This is a genomic window from Ruegeria sp. CI1 (genome assembly GCF_056536925.1).
Map to the genome: position 1 here is coordinate 1 of NZ_JBQFQP010000009.1, position 18,369 is coordinate 18,369.

Consider the following 18,369-nt stretch of genomic DNA (forward strand, 5'->3'; position numbering starts at 1 on the left):
GGCAATACGGGCGCCTTTCAATGGCTGGCTTTCACCGTATTCTGCCCGCAAGGCCATCAGCCCCGGCATTTCTGTTTCGGCGATATCCAGTTCTTTGCGGCCATATTCGGCCAACGAAATATCCTTAACGATATAGTCTGCGGGCATCGGTTGCTCCATTCCGACAAAGCTCATCCGCGCAGCGCATAACATCCACCGGCGGGCATGGCAACTTTGTCAACCTGACAACCGATCTATCCCACAGTGTTCTTGTATCCAATTCAGCTTGGTGTGCCCTGAGCCTCGATTTTTGGAATGGCTTCGAAGAAATCCGTGCCTGCGGCGACAACACAGGCGATCCCGTTGGCCTGAGTCAAAAGCACGGTATATGTACCTGTTTCCTTCGAAGACCAGACTTCCATGACGGATTGCGCGCCACTGGTCTTTTGCAATCCGCCAAATGTCAATTCTTCAGCGAATTTTTCTTTCAGGTTCGCGACGATGGTATCCCGCATCGCACAACTGGCGGCAAAGGCGGGTGGCGCGGTTGCTGCCATGCCGAATGCAAGGGTAAGGCCCAACAAGCGCTTGAACATGACGTTCTCCTTTCGATACACGTTTCGATCTGAGGAGGACGCGCCGGGAGGAATGCACGCCCCCCTCTGCACTTGATATCGTGATCCACACGCGCCAGTTCAAAGCACGTCCCTTCAAGAAGGTGTTGGCAGCATGTGATCAGGATGAAATACAGGCTACGCTGCAATTGTGGCATCACCACGGCAAGGCAAAAGGGGCATGGCAGAATGGCAACACAACCCAGAGCGTGGCAAAGAATGCTGTCGGGCCGCCGCCTGGATCTGTTGGATCCGACGCCCGTCGATATCGAGATCGAGGATATCGCCCACGGCCTCGCCTTCGTTGCACGCTGGAATGGTCAGACGGATGGCGATTTCGCCTATTCCGTGGCCGAGCATTCGCTGCTAGTGGAGGAACTTTTTGGCCGCATCGCGCCGAAGGCTCCGGTCAAATGGCGCTTGGCCGCGCTGCTGCACGATGCCCCTGAATACGTGATCGGCGACATGATCTCGCCTGTTAAATCCGCAGTTGGGCCGGATTATGGTGATCTCGACGAACGCCTCGCCGCAGCCATTCACATCCGGTTCGGCTTGCCCGCCGCCATCCCTGCAACGATCAAGAAACAGATCAAACGCGCTGACAAGATCAGTGCATGGATGGAAGCCACTCAGATCGCCGGTTTCTCGGAAGCTGAGGCAACGAGGTTTTTTGGGCGACCGGATAAGTCCGCGATGGACGGGTTGGAAATCAAGTTAAGACCACCGATTGAAGTGCGGGAGGCGTATACCGATCGGCATTCGGAGTTGTTGGGAAAACTCTAGTCGCTTGGTTTCTAAAAAGCATCTGCGGCAAATTCTGCCGCCTGAGTTACTTAGATGGACTTCCAAGCACGTCGATAATAAGCGAACAATCATCACGATTGGAAATGGGATTGCAGGGCAAACTCGAGTAGTCATCTTTTGACAGCTCAACTCCATCTCATATGATAAAAAACTCATCGTCTTCGTCACCGATTTCATTGAACACTATTCGGAAAAGCCATTCGCTTTGGCCTGTTTCAAACTCTTGCGCCAAGTAGCGGACGTTACCGCAATCCCTCGTCAGCAAGGCGGTCTGGCAATCGCCTTCAACGCAATGACCAACTGTTCGCGGATACTGAGCAAGGTTGGATTTCCCGCATCAATACATGCCGCGCTTACTTGGAAAACTGATCCGACCAATACCACAGTAAATAGAAGCGGAAGTTTCAACTCTCACCGAGGGCTACGCTTCGCCAAAATTCTCTGCAACGTCCGGCGGTGCATGTTCAAGCGGCGGGCGGTTTCGCTGACGTTCCGGTCGCACAGTTCGTAAACCCGCTGAATATGCTCCCACCGCACACGGTCCGCGCTCATTGGGTTTTCCGGCGGCGGCGGCAACTCGTCGCCCTTGGCAAGCAGCGCGTTGGTGATGTCGGTCGCATCGGCCGGTTTCGACAGATAATCCGTGGCACCGATCTTGACGGCCGCGACGGCGGTCGCGATGGCGCCGTATCCGGTCAGCACCACGACCCGGCAATCCGGGCGCTTTTCTCTCAGCACTTCAACGACATCCAGACCATTGCCATCCTCCAGCCGCAGGTCAACGACGGCAAATGCGGGCGGCCGAGCAGTTGCGATGGCGCGGCCTGCCGCAACCGACGCCGCGGTTTCAATTTCAAACCCGCGCTTCTCCATTGCTTTGGCCAAACGCCGCAGAAACGGTTCGTCATCATCTACCAGCAAAAGCGACTTGTCGGGTCCGATTTCAAGCTGGGAAGTGTCGGCCATGCTCTTTCTTTCTGCGATTATTCGGTCTTTGCCCTTTCGGCGAGTATTACCAGCCCCTCGGCAAAGGTCAAACGCCCTATCGCACTTACATGTTACCCAGAAAACAGCCGATCTTGTCGGCCATCTGCTCAGGAGTCTCATCGCGCTTGAAGAACTCGACAAAACCGTGCTCGGGTAAAACCAGGTAAGAGAAGGTCGAATGATCGACGAGATAGTATTCGTCGCTTCTGTCATGCGCCTTGTAATAGGTCTTGTAAGCCTTACTGGCTGCCTTGACCTGTTCCGGCGAACCCGTCAGGCCGATCATCCGCTCGTGCAGATTCAGGGCAAAATCGCCGACCACCTCTGGTGTGTCCCGGTCCGGGTCGATCGATATGAAGACCGGCGTCACTATTTGGCCGCGCTCTGAAAGAATGTCGACAGCCTCGGCGTTACGTGAGGTATCAAGCGGGCAGACGTCCGGGCAAAACGTATAGCCGAAATACAAAAGCGACGGTCCGGTTAACACATCCTTATCGGTCACGGTTTCGCCCTTGGCGTTGACCAGTTCGAACGGGCCGCCGATCGAACCTGCACCCCCGGCAATCTGGCTGGAGCGGCACTGAGCAAATTGATCATCCGATCCGCGCCCAAGCGTCAAAACCCAAGTGGCGCCCAGGACGACAAGTAAAATAGCGGCGGCAATGATGGCATAAAAACGGGTCATGGAGCGGTACCTGAGGTATGGGTTGTTGATCGTCTTGCGGCAGACACCTATCAAGGTATTCAGCCGTTGCAACAGGACATAATCAACCGATGCCGAATTCCAATATGAGCCTTTGGCGCGGACAAGAGCGCAGCAGCTGGATTCGCCTGCGAACGCTTATTCTGTTGCGCTGGGTGGCTATCGCCGGTCAGATCATTGCAATCACCGTCGCACAGCGGTTCTATGACCTCCAACTGGAACTGGGGCTTTGTTATTTTGCCATCGGAATCTCGGTCATGGGCAACCTGGTCGCGATTTTTCTGTTTCCCGAGAACAAACGGCTGTCAGAGTTCGAGAACTTTCTGATGGTATTGTTCGACCTGCTGCAACTGGCATTCCTTTTGTATCTCACGGGAGGTCTGCACAACCCGTTTGCATTGTTGTTGCTGGGTCCGGTGACCATTTCGGCCAACGTGATGAGCTTGCGTTCGACCATGATCATTGGCGCGGTGGCGGTCATTCTAGTGACGCTTTTGGCTATTTTTCACCTGCCCCTCAGAACCGACATGGGCTTTATCCTGCGAATTCCCGACATATTCGTGTTCGGCAACTGGGCCGCCATCGTTATCGCGATCGTGTTTCTGGGAGGATACTCCTATCGGATCAGTTCCGAGGTTCAATCCATGTCCGAGGCACTGGCAGCGACCCACATGGCGCTGGCGCGGGAACAAAAGCTGACCGATCTCGGCGGTGTTGTTGCCGCTGCAGCACACGAATTGGGAACACCGCTGGCAACCATCAAACTGGCGAGCTCTGAACTTATCGAAGAACTTGATGACCGGCCAGAGCTGCGCGAAGACGCGGTTCTAATCCGCGAACAGGCGGACAGATGCCGGGATATCCTTCGCAACATGGGGCGAGCGGGAAAGGATGATCTGCATCTGCGTCAGGCGCCTTTGTCGACGGTGATCCACGAATCCGCCGAACCGCATGTGAACCGTGGAAAGATCGTACATTTTCACGAAGGCCCAAGTGCTGGTGGCGATGTGCAGCAACCCTCGATCCTGCGCAAGCCCGAGATCATTCATGGGCTTCGAAACCTGATCCAGAATGCGGTGGATTTTGCACGCAAGAATGTCTGGGTCGAAGCGGAATGGACCGACAATTGGATCATCATCAACATCATGGATGACGGACGCGGTTATCCGCACCACATGATAGGTCGAATCGGTGATCCTTTCGTGCGCAAGCGCCGCGCGGAATCCGACCACAAGGAGCGCCCGGAATATGAAGGCATGGGTCTGGGATTGTTCATCGCGAAAACATTGCTGGAACGCAGTGGTGCCGAACTGAAATTCGCCAACGGCGCCGATCCGTATCAAACTCTCACCGACTTGTCCGACCGCCGCGGCGCCATCGTTAAGGTTATCTGGCCGAGAAACCTGATCGATGCACAAACCGGAGATCACCCGGTTCCGTCCGGGCACAATCAGCAGATCCCGATTTGAGTTAACGAACCATTAACCATTCCTGCCCAAGGATCACTCATGGTCGTACGGAATTTCGCAGCATTCACTCATGGTTGATTGGCTCCTGCTGGCAGGGCTTTGCACTGTGTCTTCGGTCCTTGCCGTCCTGTGGCTGGCACCGCGAAAGCGGTCCCGAAATATGGCCTATGGGCTTTTGTCGCCCGACATGCTGCACAATTCGGTTTTCCTCTTTGCGGGGAATGATCTGGTTACGCATTCCGACATCGCGCTGGCTGGGCACGAAGACGTCACGGACTGGGGTGGTCTGAGGCGATTGTTAAGACGCAATTTTCCCGCGTTTCCGGAAAGTCCCGAAGATGTCTGCGTCGCAGGTACGATCGTGGTTCCCGCAATCAACAGCATCTTGATGCAGGACGTTTTGTGCGAATGGATAGACGGGATCGTGCGCGTGCAAATCCGTGACCTGCCCGAGCAGCACGAAGGGCGCCAAGTGCAAGACAGCTCTAATACGCCTCTGCGGTTGACAATGGACAAGGCTCCCTATCCGGTCTGGCTGACAGATCACAAGAACACGGTAAGCTGGTGCAACACCGCCTATGTGTCGTTGGCCCGCAAGATTCGCGGCAAAGACACCGACCTGACCGCGCCTATGTTTCCAGACGCGGACGAGGATATGCAGCCCGGGAAGAAATACCGGTTCTCGCTGACGGCCGGTGATACCGAGAGAAAGCTGTGGTTCGACCTTTCGATCGTTCCCCATGACGAGGGAACTCTCTGTTATGCCGTCGATGTCAACGCAATCGTGGAGGCCGAGGTCGCCCAGCGCAAGTTCGTACAAACATTGGCAAAAACCTTTGCACAACTTTCGATCGGTTTAGCTATATTTGATCGCAACCGGCAACTGGCCCTGTTTAATCCAGCTTTGGTTGATCTGACCTCGTTGCCTGCGGATTTTTTGAGCTGCCGGCCAAAAATCTCTACTTTCTTCGACCGCTTGAGAAATCAAAACATGATGCCGGAACCCAAGAATTATGGCGGGTGGCGAAAGCAAATGAACGATCTTCTCGAAGCGGCCACTGATGGCAGTTTTCAGGAAACTTGGTCCTTGCCTTCTGGGTCGGTCTATTGCGTCAGCGGCCGGCCACATCCCGACGGCGCTGTTGCGTTCCTGTTCGAAGACATCACCGCCGAGATAACCCTGACGCGACAGTTTCGTGCCGAACTGGAACTGGTCCAGGCGATATTCGACAAGCTTGCTGACGCAATCGCTGTGTTCTCACCGGATGGGTCGTTAGCTTTTTCCAACTGCGCCTATTACCGCCTTTGGGGTACCGAACCGGACGCAGGATTAATCCAACAGAGCGTCCAGGAAATAACCCGAACTTGGCAAGATCAGTGCCTTGCCACACCGGTCTGGGGAGAGATCCGCAACTTCGTCACCGACAGCGACAAGCGTGCCGAGTGGTCGGCGTGCGTCAGTCTGCGGGATGGAACGCCGGTGTCTTGCACGGTCAGCCCCATTCAGAATGGCGCGACCATTGTTCGGTTTGCTGTTATGGCGGAACCGCCTGACATATCTGTACCGGAGCAAGCCTGCACCTGAACCTGCTTGCAGCGGGGTCCCGCCGACGCCATTGTGGCGCCATGACGCCTGCCCCGTACCAAATCACTCTTGCGACCGCGGACGACACTGCCGCGTTTGCCGCCCTGTTGGGGGCCGAACTGACGCGCGGCGACGTTTTGTTGCTGGCCGGCGAGATTGGCAGTGGCAAGACTCATTTCGCCCGCAGCCTCATCCAGTCACTGCTGATCGAAACTGAAGATGTCCCTTCGCCAACTTTCACCCTTGTTCAGACTTATGACACGCAGAAAGGTGAAATCTGGCACTCGGACTTGTATCGATTGACCGATATCGACGAGCTTGAGGAACTGGGATTGACCGACGCATTTGAAACCGCGATCTGCCTTGTCGAATGGCCGGAAAAACTGGGTCCGCTCGAACCTGCCGGCGCATTGAGGCTGCTGTTTGAAACGGACCCGGAAAACGAGGAAACCCGGCACCTGAGGGTCACATGGTCTGATCCGAAATGGAACCTGCTTTTGGAGATACTTGAATGACGAACAGAAAGGTTCTGGCCGAAACCTTCATTGCCCAGACCGATTGGGCAAACGCGACTTCTGCACCGCTGGCCGGGGATGCCTCCAACCGCGGATACAAACGCCTGACCGATCCCGAAACAGGTCGCACCGCGGTTCTTATGGATGCTCCTGCGGACATGGGAGAAGACGTCCGCCCATTCGTCTCAATTGCCAACCACCTGTTGTCCGTGGGGTTGAGCGCGCCCCAGATCTACGCCGAGGATTCCGAAAACGGCTTTCTTTTGCTCGAAGATCTGGGTGACGACCTGTTCGCGCGCGTTCTCGAACGAGAATCGGAGCTTGAACCCGAATTGTACGAGGCCGCGACGGATGTACTTGTACAATTGCATCAGGCGCCGCTGCCGCCGCTCGACAGCTATGACCCGACACTTATGACCGAACTTGCAGCGCTGGCTTTCACAAAATATGCCTTTGGCATCAACCAAGAGGTCAACCAGCATACCCTGGAACGGTTCGAAAACCGGTTTTCGGACATACTGCTGCGCGAGACGCAAGGCCCCAAGGTTCTTATTCAACGAGACTATCACGCCGAAAACCTGATCTGGCTGCCGGATCGTGAAGGTGTGCGTCGCGTTGGCTTGCTGGATTTCCAATGCGCCATGCTGGGCCATCCGGCGTACGATCTCGTGTCCCTGCTTCAGGATGTCCGCCGCAAAGTTTCTGCAGGTGTCGAGATGAAGATGATCAATCACTATGTCGAGGCCACCGGATCGAAAGATCATGATTTCCGAACTGCCTATGCCGTTTTGGGCGCGCAACGGAACCTCCGGATCCTTGGCGTGTTCGCCCGATTGGCAACCGAAAACGGCAAGCCGAGATATGTTGATCTCATTCCTGCGACATGGGCGCTCTTGATGCGCGATCTGGAGAACCCTGCGCTGGCTTCAGTCGCCGGTTTCCTGCGCGAAACGCTCCCGCCACCGACACCGGAAAACCTCGAAAAGTTGCGAAACAAATGACCTACGGCCCGGATGCAGCGATGCTATTTGCGGCAGGGTTCGGCACGCGCATGGGCGCGCTGACCAAGCACACACCCAAGCCGCTCATCAAGGTCGCAGGCCGCCCGCTGATCGATTACACGCTGGATCTGGTTCGGGCCGCGGGTCTGAACCGCATTGTGGCAAACTTGCACTATTTACCGGATCAGCTGGCTGCGCATTTGGTACCCCGTGGCGTTTTGTTGTCGCGAGAAGAGCCCGAGATTCTGGATACCGGTGGTGGTCTTCGGGCTGCGTTGCCATTTCTGGGTGCCAATCCAGTATTCACTCTGAACACCGACGCAATCTGGGCCGGCCCAAACCCGCTGGAAATGCTGCGCACCGCGTGGAACCCTGACATCATGGATGCGCTATTGATGTGTATACCGGTGGCACATGCGCTGGGGCATTCCGGCGCCGGAGATTTCATGGCTGACGCCGAGGGTCGCATTCGGCGCGGCCCTGGCCTTATCTATGGCGGCATACAGATCACCAAGACCGAAGGGTTGGCACAGTTCACGGAGTCTTCCTTTTCATTCAACAGGTTATGGAACGTGATGCAGCAGCAGAACCGCCTGTTTGCGCTCCGATATCCGGGTCGTTGGTGCGACGTCGGCCATCCTGTGGGCATTACCCTGGCCGAAGAGTTGCTCGCCGATGTTTGAAGCCAACGCCAGCCCGCGCGTATTTGCTGTCGCGCCCGGCGTGGATTTCCCAAAGGCGCTTGTGACCGGGCTGATGGCGCGCACCGCACATCTGCCACCCGAAACGCTGGCGCGGGCGCAAGTGGTCGTCAACACCCGCCGCATGGCGCGTCGCGTGCGCAACCTGTTCGACGCGGGTCCAGCCTGTCTGTTGCCACGCATGAGTTTGATCACTGATCTGGGCGAAAGCGCGGATCTGTCCCGATTACCGCCGGCAATCCCGCCGCTGCGACGCCGGTTGGAATTGACGCAACTGATCGGCAAGCTCTTGGACCAACAACCGAATCTAGCGGCCCGCGCCTCGCTTTACGATCTGGCCGACAGCCTTGCGACGCTGATCGACGAAATGCAGGGCGAAGGTGTATTGCCCCAAGCCATCCAACAGTTGGATGTCAGCGACATGTCCGGGCACTGGGCGCGGGCTCAGACTTTTATCTCGATCGCCGACCAGTTCATCACTTCCGGGGACGACGCGCAGGACGTTCAGGCGCGGCAACGGCGGGTTGTTGAAGACCTGATTGACCGTTGGCAGGCAGATCCGCCGCGCCATCCGATAGTACTGGCTGGATCGACCGGCTCGCGCGGGACCACGCTGATGCTGATGCAGGCTGTGGCTCGCTTGCCGCAAGGCGCTTTGGTTCTGCCCGGGTTCGACTTTGACCAACCAGATTACGTCTGGTCTGGTCTGGATGACGCGTTGTTGTCCGAAGATCACCCGCAATTCCGGTTTCGCAAATTGATGCGTGGATTGGGGATCGAACCGCACCAAATCACCCGTTGGACGGATGACGCGCCCCCATCGCCTGCCCGCAACCGTCTGGTTTCCTTGGCTTTGCGCCCTGCCCCGGTCACTGACGCCTGGATGGCCGAAGGCCCAGACTTGGTCGACCTGGTCCCCGCAACCGCCAACGTGACGCTGGTCGAGGCGCAATCTCCCCGTGCCGAAGCGCTGGCCATTGCCCTGCGTCTACGACAGGCGGCGGAAACCGGTCAGACGGCAGCGCTGATCACTCCCGACCGGATGCTGACACGACAGGTCAGCGCCGCGCTGGACCGCTGGGCCATTGTGCCTGACGACAGTGCCGGTTTACCACTTCAGCTTTCGCCTCCGGGACGGTTCTTGCGACATGTTGCCGGGCTGTTTGTCAATCGGCTGGATGGTGAAGCGCTTCTGACGTTGTTGAAGCATCCCCTGTGTCACGCCGGCGGTGAGCGTGGCGCGCACCTGTTGCACACCCGTGATCTTGAACTGGACCTGCGCCGCAATGGCCCGCCTTATCCTGACAGCGCCAGCCTTACCGGTTTCGCGATCCGCAAAGAAATGCCCGAAGGTTGGATGCAATGGCTGACCACGCATTTCTGCGATCAGCAAGTGACCGTTGAGCTGCCGCTGGCCGACTGGGTTCACCGCTTGCGCGGGTTGGCCGAGAAGATTTCGTCAGGAAGCACAGGTGAGGGGGGACCTCTCTGGGACATGAACGCCGGTCAAAAGGCGCTTGCTGTGATCACGTCGCTGGAGGACGAGGCCGCGCATGGTGGTACCATGGTCGCTCGCGATTTTGCCGATCTTCTTGGCGCGCTGCTAGCGGGCGAAGAGGTGCGCGACCGCGACGCGCCTCATTCCAGCATCATGATCTGGGGTACGCTTGAGGCGCGGGTGCAGGGGGCCGACCTGCTCATTCTCGGCGGCCTGAACGAAGGGAGCTGGCCCGAGGCCGCCACCCCTGACCCCTGGTTGAACCGTCAGATGCGCGACAAGGCGGGGTTGCTGCTGCCCGAACGGAGGATCGGCTTGTCGGCCCACGATTTCCAACAGGCCATCGCCGCACCCGAAGTCTGGTTGACCCGTGCCAGTCGCTCGGACGACGCCGAAACGGTGCCTTCGCGCTGGCTTAACCGACTGATCAACCTGTTACAGGGTTTGCCAGACGCGGATGGCCCCGACGCTCTGGACGCTATGCGTGCTCGCGGCCGTCAATGGTTGGATTGGGCGGCAAAGCTGGAAGAGGCACCGCGTCTGGATCCGGCCCCGCGCCCCTCTCCGCGGCCGCCCGTATCGACGCGCCCGACGCAGCTGTCGGTCACCGAAATCAAGAAGCTGATCCGGGATCCGTACGCGATCTATGCCCGTCACGTGCTGTCGCTGAAACCGCTCGATCCGCTGGTTCAGGCGCCGGATGCCTTGCTGCGAGGGATTGTGATCCACGAAATTCTCGAAGCATTCATCCGTGACAGCGTTCTGGATGGCGCGCTTTTGACACGTGATGCGTTTCTGAAACGCGCAGAAACCTTGCTGTTGGAACATGTAGCCTGGCCAACGGCGCGAAAGCTATGGCTGGCGCGTCTGGCGCGGATTGCCGACGCGTTTCTGGCCGCCGAGATCACCCGCCGCAGCGATGCCGGGCCTGTTGCGTTCGAGGCCAAGATGAAAAAACGCCTCGATCCATTGGATTTCACGCTCGTAGGGCGGGCCGATCGGGTTGATCAGACAGCGCGGGGGTCGTTACGGATATACGACTACAAGACCGGTATGCCCCCAACCGAAAACCAGCAATCGAAATTCGACAAACAGTTGCTGATCGAGGCCGCGCTGGCAGAAGAGGGCGGGTTTGAAGGGTTCGATCCGATGCCGGTGGCTCAGGCCGTTTTCATCGGCATGGGCGGGACGTACAAGGAAGTTCCGGCGCCCTTGGAAAAAGAACCGGCCGATAAGGTTCTTTCGGAACTCAAACAACTGATTTCCGCTTACTTAGAGCCTGATCAGGGATATTCCTCGCGCCGAATGCTGCACAAGGATTCCGACACTGGCGACTACGATCACCTGGCCCGTTTCGGTGAATGGGACCGAACCGCAAATCCCGTCCCGGAGGACCTGACATGACCCCTCGGAACGAAGCGACCGAGCGGCAGGTGCAGGCGGCGCGGCCCAATGCCTCGACCTGGTTGGCGGCCAACGCAGGGTCGGGCAAGACGCGGGTACTGACCGATCGTGTTGCGCGACTTTTGCTGAGCGACGTGCAACCCCAGCACATCCTGTGCCTGACCTATACCAAGGCAGCGGCCAGCGAGATGCAGAACCGGTTGTTCAAACGGCTGGGGAAATGGGCAATGCTGGACGACGACAAGCTTTTGTCAGAGCTGACAGAACTGGGTGTCGAGCATGCGATCGACCCTGCCCGTCTGGCACACGCCCGCACGCTGTTCGCCCGCGCCATCGAAACACCGGGTGGCCTGAAGATCCAGACCATCCACTCTTTCTGTGCCTCGCTCTTGCGCCGCTTTCCGCTTGAGGCAAGGGTCAGCCCTCAGTTTACCGAGATGGAAGATCGGGCCGCCGCCTTGCTGCGCGAAGAAATCGTCGAGGATTTTGCCGATGGCCCGCAAGCACCGCTGATCGACGCGGTTGCGCGTTTTGTCACCGATACCGGTTTTGACAAGCTGACACAGGCAATCACGACAAACCGTAACCTGTTTGCCGATCCTTGTACTTGGGACGATCTGCTGCGCTTGTTTGACCTACCCGAAAGCTTCAATGAGCAACGCCTGCTGGATCACGTGTACCTAGGCGGCGAAGTTGAATTAATTCGGTCGCTACTGCCTGCGCTGACCGAAAGTGGCGGCAACAACGCCAAGGCTGCGTCGAAACTTGCCGGATTCACAGACGCAACGCTGGCTGGGCTGCCTATTCTGGAAGACGTGCTGTTGACCGGCGCAGGCGCGAAAGAACCTTTCACGGCAAAGATAGGCGGCTTTCCCACAAAAGCCCTGCGGGAAGGAGCACTGACTGACGCGATGCCGGCGCTTGAGTCGCTGATGCTCCGGGTTGAGAACGCGCGAGAAAGGCGGCTGGCGTTGGTTGCGGCGCAGAAATCATTGGCCCTGCACAAATTCGCCACCGCGTTCCTGCCGGAATACGAGCGGCGCAAGCAGTTGCGTGGCTGGCTGGATTTCGACGACCTGATCCTGAAAGCACGGCAGTTGTTGAACGACCCCGCGGTCGCGGCCTGGGTGCTGTATCGTCTGGATGGCGGTATCGACCACATTCTTGTGGACGAAGCACAGGATACCAGCCCGGAACAATGGGACGTGGTCGAGAAACTGGCGCAGGAGTTTACCAGCGGAGAGGGCGCGCGCTCGGACGTGGAACGCACGATTTTCGTCGTCGGCGACAAGAAACAGTCGATCTATTCCTTTCAGGGCGCCGATCCGCAGGCCTTTGACCGGATGCAGGGTGCGTTTGGCCGAAAACTTTCAGAATCAGGCTCTAACCTGGAGAATCTGACGCTTGAATTCTCCTTCCGCTCATCCACGGCCATCCTGCAACTGGTGGATCTGGTGTTCGACAATCGCGCTGATGCCGGATTTCACAAAGACGCTCTGCATCGCGCGTTCAAGGCCGACTTGCCGGGGCGGGTGGACCTATGGCCGGTGGTCGAAAAGGTCGATGATGAAGAGGATGGCGATTGGACCGATCCGGTCGACCGGCCCAGCGCGCGGCATCATACGGTCGTACTTGCCGAGCAGGTGGCCCAGTCGATCAAGGCGATGATCGAGCGTGGTGAAACCATCCCCGAAGACGGTGACACACCCGGCACATTCGTTCGCCGCAAGGTGCGACCGGGCGATTTCCTGATCCTCGTGCAGCGCCGTTCGGACCTCTTTGCCGAGATCATTCGCGCCTGCAAATCCGCAGGCCTGCCGATTGCGGGCGCCGACCGTTTGAAAGTGGGCGCGGAACTGGCCGTAAAGGATCTGGCAGCGCTTTTGAGCTTTCTTGCCACGCCCGAGGACAGCCTGTCTCTGGCCACTGTGCTCAAATCACCGTTGTTTGGCTGGTCCGAGCAGCAGCTTTTCAATCTGGCGCATGCACGCAAGGAAAAATACCTCTGGGCCACACTGCGCCAACGCGAAAGCGAGTTTCCGGGAACGCTCGCGGTGCTCAATGATCTGCGGGGCCAGACCGATTTTCTCAGGCCCTACGATCTGATCGAGCGCATCCTCACGCGCCACGACGGGCGTCGAAAACTGCTGGGGCGGCTGGGGCCCGAGGCCGAGGACGGAATCAACGCGCTGCTCAGTCAGGCGCTGGCTTATGAACGGACGGATATCCCCAGCCTGACGGGTTTCCTTGTCTGGATGCAAACCGACGACCTGGAAATCAAGCGCCAGATGAGCGGAGTGGGTGACATGATCCGGGTGATGACGGTTCACGGTGCCAAGGGACTGGAGGCGCCGATCGTGATCTTGCCGGATACGGGTGCGCGCAGGGCGCCAACGGATGACGAAGTGATGCGGGCCGAGGGCACACCGCTTTGGAGGGTGTCTCGGGACGCTTCGCCAAGGATCGTCGCGCAGGCACGCGAAGAGGCGCAGGCTAAACAGATGGCCGAACGGTTGCGTCTTTTGTATGTGGCTCTAACACGGGCGGAAAAGTGGTTGATTGTTGCGGCGGCGGGCGATGTCGGCAAGGACGGGACTAGCTGGTACCAGATGGTCGAAGCGGCAATGGATCGGGCTGGCGCCACTATCGTCGAGGGTTCCGGGATCCGGCGGCTGTCACATGGCAATTGGGATGGGTTGCCCTTTGCGGATAATGTCGCTTCACCGGAGGAAGCCAAAATAGAATTGCCAGAGGTTTTCCGGCGTTCCGCGCCTTTGGTCGAAATGGCGTCGGAAACCATTAGCCCTTCGGATCTGGGCGGCGCAAAGGCGCTGCCGGGGGATCTGGGGCTGGATGAAGAGGCGGCCAAATTGCGGGGGACCCGGATCCATTTGCTGCTGGAGCATCTGCCGGGAATCGCCCCTGAAAATCAGGCCCGGCTATGCGCTCGTTTGTTGCCCGATATGCAAGAGGCCGAACGCGAGGAGTTGAGAGCCGAGGCCGCGGCGGTGCTGAACGCACCGCATCTTGCACCGGTATTCGCGCCGGACACACTGGCCGAAGTTCCGGTGACCGCAAAGCTGTTTTCGGGCCGGATGCATGGCGTTATCGACCGGCTGATCGTAACGGAAACCGACGTGCAGGCCATTGATTTCAAAACGAATGCGACAGTTCCGGATGCCCCGGAATCCTGCCCCGAAGGCCTATTGCGACAGATGGGGGCCTATGCCCAGGCGCTGGCGCAGATCTATCCCGGAAAGACGATCCGCACGGCAATCCTGTGGACCCGCACCCCCAGTCTGATGTGGTTGCCCCACGATCTTGTGAGTGATGCACTTGGGCGCACCAAGATATCTTGACCTCCCATAGTGGCGGACCTACTTTCATTTCCCAAGCGCATTCCATTCAGGAGACAGAATATGTCCACCGTAGCCGTCACTGACGATACCTTTGATGCCGAGGTCAAGAACTCGGATGTTCCCGTTGTCGTAGATTTCTGGGCCGAGTGGTGTGGTCCCTGCAAACAGATTGGCCCCGCTCTGGAAGAGCTGGCGGTTGAATATGGCGGCAAGGTGAAAATCGCCAAGGTCGATGTCGACAGCAACCCGAACTCGGCTGCTGCAATGGGTGTTCGCGGCATTCCGGCGCTGTTCATTTTCAAGGATGGTCAGGTCGTGTCGAACCGCGCCGGCGCTGCGCCGAAAGCGGCACTGCAGAGCTGGATCGACGAGTCGATCTGAGCCCGGCCAAAACCCGAATTAGGTGAAGCGCCCAACCGGGCGCTTCTTTTTTGTACGAATTGTACCGGGTTTTCAGGGGGCCTTGTCCATTTTGTACAATTCATTTGCGGGCTTTCACGTTGCAACGGCCGCCCGCATTCTCGTGTTATAGTCGCTTTCATCATGGCAACGCACGACAACAGACGCTGGTGGATACTTGGGGCGATGGGTGCCATCCTTGGGGTGGTGCTGCTGGATGAAACCGTCATCGGCGTCGCGTTGCCGACCATCCGGCGCGACCTTGGCCTGTCTCAATTGCATGCGCATTGGGTGGTCAATGTCTATCTGCTGATGCTTGCGGGTCTGGCCGCTGCTGCCGGGAAAATCGGGGATATCATCGGAGCGCGAGTTCTGCTGAACTCGGGGTTGCTGTTTTTCGGAGCGACGTCGATCCTTGCCGGGTTTGCCGAAAGTGGCAGCGCGTTGATCTTTGCGCGGGCTGCACAGGGCGTTGCGGCGGCAATGATCTTTCCGCTTTCGCTTGTTCTGGTCACGCATTCCTTTCCGAAAAAAGAGCGTGGTATGGCGTTGGGGCTGTATGGCACCATCGGCACCTGCTTCATGGCGCTGGGGCCGATGGTCGGGGGTCTGCTGACCGAATATCTGTCGTGGCGATGGATTTTCTGGATCAATCCTCCGATCGTGCTGGTCGTGTTTGCCATCGTCTGGGCGTTCTGGCACGACACGCCGAACGCGAAGGACACCCGCTTTGACCTGGTCGGGTTCCTGTTGTTGATTGCCGGCCTGGTGTTGTTGATCTTTGGCATCATGGAGGGGCCCGATCGCGGATGGTCACAGCCGGACACGCTGATCCCGCTTTTCCTTGGAGCGGTTTTGCTGGTTCAGTTCGTGCGTCACGAAAGGCGGGCCGAGTCCCCGCTGATTGCGGTCGAACTGTTTGCAAGCCCGAATTTTCTTGCGTCGAATCTGGTTATCTTCACCGCCCAGTTCGTGAAGATCGTGATGCTTGTTTTTGGGGCGATGTATTTCCAAACGGTCATGGGATTCTCGCCGTTCAAGGCGGGGGCCGCCTTGTTGCCCGCCGTGGTGCCGCAGATCATCGTGGCGACGGTTACGGGGAAGTTGGCGGACAAATACGGATCGCGGATGCCATCACTGGTTGGTGCGTCGGGGGCATCCATTTCCATGTCGGTTCTTGCCATCGGCCTTGCCCTGCAGGATTTCTTGCTGATCATGTCCGGGTTGTTTTTCTGGGGCATGGTCGTGACCTTTCTGTTCGTTCCACCCCGGCGGGCGGTCCTGCTTTCGGTGCCGGAACACATGCATGGGCAGGTGAGCGGTGTCACCATGACCTGTCAACTTATGGGCGGGACAATCGGGATCGCGGCATGCAGCACCGTTTATACGTCCACCGGTTCGATAACATCGGTGTTCACGGTGTCCGCCATGCTGGCGGCGGGCGTTTTCCTGTATGGATTGATCGCGCTGGATCGCGCCACACCGGCGACAGACGAACCGGAACCCGGATGAGCGTTTGAAACTGGACCGATCAAGCCGCAAGGTCTGGCCCCTTGAGGATGCCGTGCGGGCATGCATTGTGGCCCGGCAACAGAAGGCAGGAGCAGGCATGGCCAAGACACGGGTGCTGGTGGAATTCGGGATGGGTACATCGCTGAGGCGTGAGGACTATACCGAGGCGGCGAAACGCGCGCTGAAAGACGCGCTGTGGCACAACTCGGTCAACATGGCCGAACTGTTCGGCTTTGCGAAAGAGGCAATGATCATCGATGCCGAGATCGGCGTGCAGCGCCCCGATCTGGTCGATGTTGCGGTGCTGAAGGCGGTGTTTCCCTATGGCCAGCCCAGCATCACCGTGACCGAAGGCGGTCTGGATATCGACAAGCCGCATACTGACGGGCGCACCGTGATCGCAAATGCGGCGATTGTTGTCTCGTTTGACATGGAGCCTGCGGCATGACCGAAAGACGTATCATTCTGGAAATGGGAACCGGCAACGACCTGTATGGTCAGGACTATACCAAGGCCGCGCGCCGGGCGGTGCAGGACGCGCTGCATCATTCCTCGATCACGCTGTTTTCGAAGCTGGGCGTGGATCATGCCGAGATGCGGGTTCAGGTGACCATCGGTGTGCAGGAACCCGACAAGGTGGATTGCGACCTGGTTGCGTCCGACCTGCCACGGGGCCGGGCCGAGGTGCGGGCGGTCAAGGGTGGTCTGAATGTCAGGGATGCCGGGGCCGGAACATGCCACGTGGTTGCCACCGCCGCGGTCGAGGCGTTTCTGCCGGACATGGCGGGGAAGTATCGGCTGAGCTGATCGGGGCCGTGTGGTCGCGGTGCAGCAAATACGATCAGGTTGAGCTAAAATGGGAAAGATTCCCGCTTTTGATCGGCTGGTATCGGGTGACATTTTTGGGGAGGGCCAGTGCATGACAGATCGAGTTTCAAGCCACTACGACGGCGGCGGCGGTCTGGCCGGGAAGATCGCCCAAGGTTTGCGGCGGAACGGATTGGAGCCGCATGAATTGAGGCCGTCGGACCTTGAATCCGTCGATGAGTTTCATTTTCGCGGCCGGGCGGCAACTCTGGAGCTGATTGACCGCATGACTCTGACCGAAGAATCGAAGGTTCTGGATATCGGCTCGGGGCTTGGGGGGGTGTCACGCACGATTGCCGAGGTTGTCGGTTGTCCGGTGATCGGTATCGACCTGACTCCGGAATTTTGCGAGGCGGCAACCGAGCTGTCGCGCTGGGTTGGGCTGTCGGGCAATACCACGTTTCAGCAGGGCGATGCGCTGAACCTTGCGTTTGATGATCACGCGTTTGATGCCGTCGTGACCGTGCATGTCGCGATGAACATTGAAAACAAGATGCGGATGTACAAGGAGGCCCACCGGGTTCTGTCGGCGGGAGGGACATTCGCGGTTTATGACATTCTGCAGGGAGATGGCGGGGACATGCTGTATCCGGCGCCCTGGGCGCGGGACCCCTCGATCAGCCATCTGGCAACCCCGGACGAGATGGAAGCCCTGCTTGCCGGTGCCGGGTTTGAAATCGTGCAGGCGATCGATTCAACCAAAGAAAGCCTTGAGTGGCTGGAGGCCAGAACCGCGCAATCCGACATGGCAAAGCCGCTGCCTGTGACGACGGAGCTGTTGTTCGGGGCGGAGTTTCGGGACATGACGCGCAACCAGCTGCGCGGGCTGAAGGAGCGGCGGATGCTGACCGTCAGCTATATCTGCAAGGCGTGATCCGCGCCGGGCGATTGCAGGTTTGGATCTGGCGGATTGGCAAAAGAAAAAGCCGCCCGGTTGCGAGCGGCCATTCTAGCTGTATCCAATCATGATGC

Annotated in this window: 17 protein-coding genes; 13 read left to right on the forward strand and 4 right to left on the reverse strand. The window is 58.4% G+C overall.

From position 1 onward, the window contains the following. A partial coding sequence (locus tag ACR0LZ_RS11825; protein WP_480750195.1) for an adenosylhomocysteinase occupies positions 1–147 on the reverse strand: 147 nt, incomplete at its 3' end. Between the two features lie 113 nt (positions 148–260). After that, complete coding sequence (locus tag ACR0LZ_RS11830; protein WP_480750012.1) at positions 261–575, reverse strand: hypothetical protein; 315 nt, start codon at positions 573–575, stop codon at positions 261–263. A 207-nt stretch (positions 576–782) separates the two neighbouring features. Between ACR0LZ_RS11830 and ACR0LZ_RS11835 the strand changes: the two genes are divergently transcribed. Next, positions 783–1,376, forward strand: a complete 594-nt coding sequence (locus ACR0LZ_RS11835; protein WP_480750013.1) for an HD domain-containing protein — start codon at positions 783–785, stop codon at positions 1,374–1,376. A gap of 432 nt (positions 1,377–1,808) precedes the next feature. Here the strand turns inward: ACR0LZ_RS11835 and ACR0LZ_RS11840 are convergent, their stop codons facing one another. Continuing rightward, entirely contained in the window at positions 1,809–2,363 is a 555-nt protein-coding gene (locus ACR0LZ_RS11840; protein WP_480750014.1) for an ActR/PrrA/RegA family redox response regulator transcription factor, read from the reverse strand. Positions 2,364–2,448: 85 nt separating this feature from the next. Beyond that, positions 2,449–3,069 carry an SCO family protein gene (locus ACR0LZ_RS11845; RefSeq protein ID WP_480750015.1) on the reverse strand — a complete coding sequence of 207 codons (621 nt, stop codon included), beginning with the start codon at positions 3,067–3,069 and terminating at the stop codon, positions 2,449–2,451. 89 nt (positions 3,070–3,158) lie between these two features. Here ACR0LZ_RS11845 and regB point away from each other — a divergent pair, with 89 nt between their 5' ends. The 12 genes from regB to ACR0LZ_RS11905 all read left to right on the forward strand — a co-directional run bounded on the left by regB (position 3,159) and on the right by ACR0LZ_RS11905 (position 18,271). Then, entirely contained in the window at positions 3,159–4,556 is a 1,398-nt protein-coding gene (regB, locus tag ACR0LZ_RS11850; protein ID WP_480750016.1) for a sensor histidine kinase RegB, read from the forward strand. Positions 4,557–4,626: 70 nt separating this feature from the next. Next, positions 4,627–6,141 (forward strand): PAS-domain containing protein, encoded by a 1,515-nt coding sequence (locus ACR0LZ_RS11855; RefSeq protein ID WP_480750017.1) that lies wholly within the window; start codon positions 4,627–4,629, stop codon positions 6,139–6,141. 41 nt (positions 6,142–6,182) lie between these two features. Then, entirely contained in the window at positions 6,183–6,656 is a 474-nt protein-coding gene (gene tsaE, locus ACR0LZ_RS11860) for a tRNA (adenosine(37)-N6)-threonylcarbamoyltransferase complex ATPase subunit type 1 TsaE (protein WP_480750018.1), read from the forward strand. Then, positions 6,653–7,657 (forward strand): aminoglycoside phosphotransferase family protein, encoded by a 1,005-nt coding sequence (locus ACR0LZ_RS11865; protein WP_480750019.1) that lies wholly within the window; start codon positions 6,653–6,655, stop codon positions 7,655–7,657. The genes tsaE and ACR0LZ_RS11865 overlap by 4 nt, the downstream gene beginning before the upstream one ends. After that, on the forward strand, positions 7,654–8,340 hold the full coding sequence (locus ACR0LZ_RS11870; protein ID WP_480750020.1) for a nucleotidyltransferase family protein: 687 nt from the start codon (positions 7,654–7,656) through the stop codon (positions 8,338–8,340). Before ACR0LZ_RS11865 ends, ACR0LZ_RS11870 begins: the two co-directional genes overlap by 4 nt. Beyond that, the gene (gene addB / locus ACR0LZ_RS11875) at positions 8,333–11,260 is read left to right on the forward strand and encodes a double-strand break repair protein AddB (RefSeq protein WP_480750021.1); all 2,928 of its coding nucleotides are present in this window, start codon (positions 8,333–8,335) and stop codon (positions 11,258–11,260) included. The genes ACR0LZ_RS11870 and addB overlap by 8 nt, the downstream gene beginning before the upstream one ends. Next, positions 11,257–14,619: a double-strand break repair helicase AddA gene (gene addA, locus ACR0LZ_RS11880; RefSeq protein ID WP_480750022.1), complete on the forward strand. Its 3,363-nt coding sequence runs from the start codon at positions 11,257–11,259 to the stop codon at positions 14,617–14,619. Before addB ends, addA begins: the two co-directional genes overlap by 4 nt. A gap of 60 nt (positions 14,620–14,679) precedes the next feature. Continuing rightward, the gene (trxA, locus tag ACR0LZ_RS11885; protein ID WP_480750023.1) at positions 14,680–15,000 is read left to right on the forward strand and encodes a thioredoxin; all 321 of its coding nucleotides are present in this window, start codon (positions 14,680–14,682) and stop codon (positions 14,998–15,000) included. 162 nt (positions 15,001–15,162) lie between these two features. Further along, a complete protein-coding gene (locus tag ACR0LZ_RS11890; protein WP_480750024.1) occupies positions 15,163–16,530 on the forward strand; it encodes an MFS transporter in 1,368 nt (455 codons plus the stop codon). Between the two features lie 97 nt (positions 16,531–16,627). Next, a complete protein-coding gene (locus ACR0LZ_RS11895; RefSeq protein WP_480750025.1) occupies positions 16,628–16,978 on the forward strand; it encodes a Lin0512 family protein in 351 nt (116 codons plus the stop codon). Next, entirely contained in the window at positions 16,975–17,337 is a 363-nt protein-coding gene (locus ACR0LZ_RS11900; RefSeq protein WP_480750026.1) for a Lin0512 family protein, read from the forward strand. The genes ACR0LZ_RS11895 and ACR0LZ_RS11900 overlap by 4 nt, the downstream gene beginning before the upstream one ends. 112 nt (positions 17,338–17,449) lie before the next feature. Next, positions 17,450–18,271, forward strand: a complete 822-nt coding sequence (locus tag ACR0LZ_RS11905; protein WP_480750027.1) for a class I SAM-dependent methyltransferase — start codon at positions 17,450–17,452, stop codon at positions 18,269–18,271. Positions 18,272–18,369 lie beyond the last annotated feature (98 nt).